The sequence below is a fragment of the Rhodococcus sp. NPDC055112 genome (assembly GCF_053607505.1).
Map to the genome: position 1 here is coordinate 1 of NZ_JBSGTR010000120.1, position 2,369 is coordinate 2,369.

The following is a 2,369-nucleotide window of genomic DNA, read 5'->3' on the forward strand; positions in this document are numbered from 1 at the left end:
ACCCATCGGGTCGCGCCCCGTTTCGTGCGCCGGGCCCGAGGAACTCAGGCCACCCGCGACCCGGAACCCTTGGCCTGCCAGCGATATCCGGTCGGCTGCGCGCCATGGTGCAGCGACAGGTCGACGGCATCGAGCAGCGCCTGCCGCGGTCCGGACCGCCCGAGCTGCTTGGCGGAGATCGCGAGTCGCACCACTCCGCCGCGACGGGCGGTGCGTCCCGCACCCAGCACCAGCGCCCGGCACCACCACGGCTCGGCCCGGAAACCCTCGCCGACACCGAGCACCCGGGAGCGCACCACGGTGCCGCGCTCGAGGTCGTGGATGCCCGCGGACCCGGCGAGCAACCGGAACCCGGCGCGGGGCAGCGCCGCCACCGCTCCCGGCGAGGCCAGCCAGCGGGGCGCGGCGAACACGCGCGTGCGCAGCCCGGTCTCCTCCATCACCCGGTCCGCGGCCAGCAACCGCAGCGCGGCCTCGTGCTCGGGCAGGGCCGCGAACTCGGCACGGCGCTTCTTGGTGGCGGCCTGGTCGTATCCGTGCAGCACGATGGCGTCCCCGCCCGCCTGCCGCCGCCGCAGCCACTCCTGGGTGTCCTCGTCGCGGACCAGCCGGTACTTGTCCTTCAGGCGAGGGGCGACGAGCAGCGAGAGCGGCACCCCGCGCCCGTCCATCTCCCCAGCGAAGTCGGCGGCGAGGTCCCGGGTCTCGGCCCGGATCCCCGAGAGCGACACGATCAGCTGTCCTGCCATGCGCCCAGGGTCGCACCCGAAGGTGTACGGCCGCTGACGCCGACGTGAGCATTCGGCGAGCACCAGCGTGGGCGGACACTACGGGCGGGCCGACGACCCGTTGCGGTCCCGCCACCACTGGGGTGCGTCGACGAAGTGGTTGTCGTACTCCTCCTGGGCGGGTGCGAGCTCCTCCACCGACGCCTCCCCCGCCTGGATCCTCGCGAGCAGCCGGAAGTACTCGAACCGCTGCACCCCCGGGGTCAGCACGATCAGTACCCGGGCCGCGGAGTCCGCCGTCGCACCGAACGCGTGCGGCATCAGCTTGGGCACCACGAGGGATCCGCCCGCCGCCACGGTCACGATCTCGTCGCCTGCCATGACGCGCAGTTCGCCGTCGAGGACGTAGAACAGCTCCGAGGATCTGGTGTGGAAGTGCGGGGCGGCGCCGTCGGCCCCGACCCCGAGCCGGACCTCGAGCGAGCTCAGCGCGCCCGCCGTGTCCGAGGCGTCGTACAGCAGATGCATCGACGCCCGGTCGTTCCCCACGACCTCCGCCTGGTCCGCCCGTGCCGAGACCGCCCGCTCCTGCCCGGTCATGCGGCCAGCAACGCGGCGGCGGCGATCATCGCGACCGCGGTGGCCCCGTGGACTCCGTACGCGGCCTTGCGGTCGCCGCCGTTGGACAGCACGACCCACATGTCGCCGAGGGGGATGACGGCGAGCAGCAGCATGAGGAGTGCGAGCTGGTCACGCGCCGCGAAGGTGAAGACGATCACCAGCAGGCCCGAGCCGATGTCGCGGACACCCTTGACCTGCCACCATCCGCGCGCCTCCGGCGCCGGACTGGCGGGCAGACCGAAGCCCGCCGCGTTCTTCTCGTTCTTCCCGAGGTAGGCCACACCGATCGCGATGATCCCGAGCGCACCGATCCAGCTGATGACGAGTCCGATCCAGTTCAGCATTGCCATGCCTTTCGTTTGTAGAATTTCTACCAACGTTAGCTTACTGATGGACGGATGTCTATCAGTGATAGAGTTTTGGCATGGGAGTTCGAGAACGCAAGGAAAGGGAGCGACAGGATCGCGAGCGCAAGATCGTCGAATGCGCCCGGAGCATCGCCGAGAACGAGGGGTGGCCCGCCGTCACCACGCGGCGGCTGGCCGATGAGATCGAGTACAGCCCCCCGGTGCTCTACGGGCATTTCCCGGAGGGCAGAGACGGCATCGTGAGCGCGGTCGCGCTGACGGGATTCCGGGACTTCACCCTGACCATGGGCCGGGCGCTCGAGGGCGTCGACGATGCGGGACGACTGACGGCCTTCATCCGTGCCTACCTGGAATTCGCGTCGGACAATCCCGCGACGTATGAGGCGATGTTCTCGATGCGGCTGGGGGTTCGGTTCGCCCACGAATCGACCCCACCGGAACTGCGTGCGGGATTCGAGGTGCTGTCGTCGGCGCTCGGCGGCGGGAAGACCGGCGAGGCCGGGACCAGGGCTGAGGTCTTCTGGAGCGCGCTGCACGGAATGTGCGTGCTCACGCGCGGCGAGCGCCTCGACCCGGACAACGAGGCGGCGCGTATCGCCGAGCTCGCCGAACTGTTCGGGTGAACGCGAAAGGCGGCCACGCACCAGGTGCG

4 protein-coding genes are annotated in these 2,369 nt (G+C 70.5%); 1 reads left to right on the forward strand and 3 read right to left on the reverse strand.

Annotation, left to right across the window (positions count from 1 at the left end):
• Positions 1 to 44: 44 nt before the first annotated feature.
• The 3 genes from ACWFRB_RS26305 to ACWFRB_RS26315 form a co-directional block, all read right to left on the reverse strand.
• On the reverse strand, positions 45 to 749 hold the full coding sequence (locus ACWFRB_RS26305; protein WP_452644282.1) for a DUF2334 domain-containing protein: 705 nt from the start codon (positions 747 to 749) through the stop codon (positions 45 to 47).
• Positions 750 to 827: 78 nt separating this feature from the next.
• Positions 828 to 1,256, reverse strand: a complete 429-nt coding sequence (locus ACWFRB_RS26310) for a cupin domain-containing protein (protein WP_452644288.1) — start codon at positions 1,254 to 1,256, stop codon at positions 828 to 830.
• Positions 1,257 to 1,324: 68 nt separating this feature from the next.
• Entirely contained in the window at positions 1,325 to 1,699 is a 375-nt protein-coding gene (locus ACWFRB_RS26315; RefSeq protein ID WP_452644284.1) for a DUF4267 domain-containing protein, read from the reverse strand.
• 74 nt (positions 1,700 to 1,773) lie between these two features.
• Between ACWFRB_RS26315 and ACWFRB_RS26320 the strand changes: the two genes are divergently transcribed.
• Positions 1,774 to 2,340 (forward strand): TetR/AcrR family transcriptional regulator, encoded by a 567-nt coding sequence (locus ACWFRB_RS26320; RefSeq protein ID WP_452644286.1) that lies wholly within the window; start codon positions 1,774 to 1,776, stop codon positions 2,338 to 2,340.
• Positions 2,341 to 2,369: the final 29 nt, after the last annotated feature.

Excerpts from the sequence above, each read along its gene's own strand:
- ACWFRB_RS26305 (WP_452644282.1), bottom strand. The coding sequence starts at position 749 with ATGGCAGGACAGCTGATCGTGTCGCTCTCGGGGATCCGGGCCGAGACC.
- ACWFRB_RS26315 (WP_452644284.1), bottom strand. The coding sequence starts at position 1,699 with ATGGCAATGCTGAACTGGATCGGACTCGTCATCAGCTGGATCGGTGCG.
- ACWFRB_RS26320 (WP_452644286.1), top strand. The coding sequence starts at position 1,774 with ATGGGAGTTCGAGAACGCAAGGAAAGGGAGCGACAGGATCGCGAGCGC.
- ACWFRB_RS26310 (WP_452644288.1), bottom strand. The coding sequence starts at position 1,256 with ATGCATCTGCTGTACGACGCCTCGGACACGGCGGGCGCGCTGAGCTCG.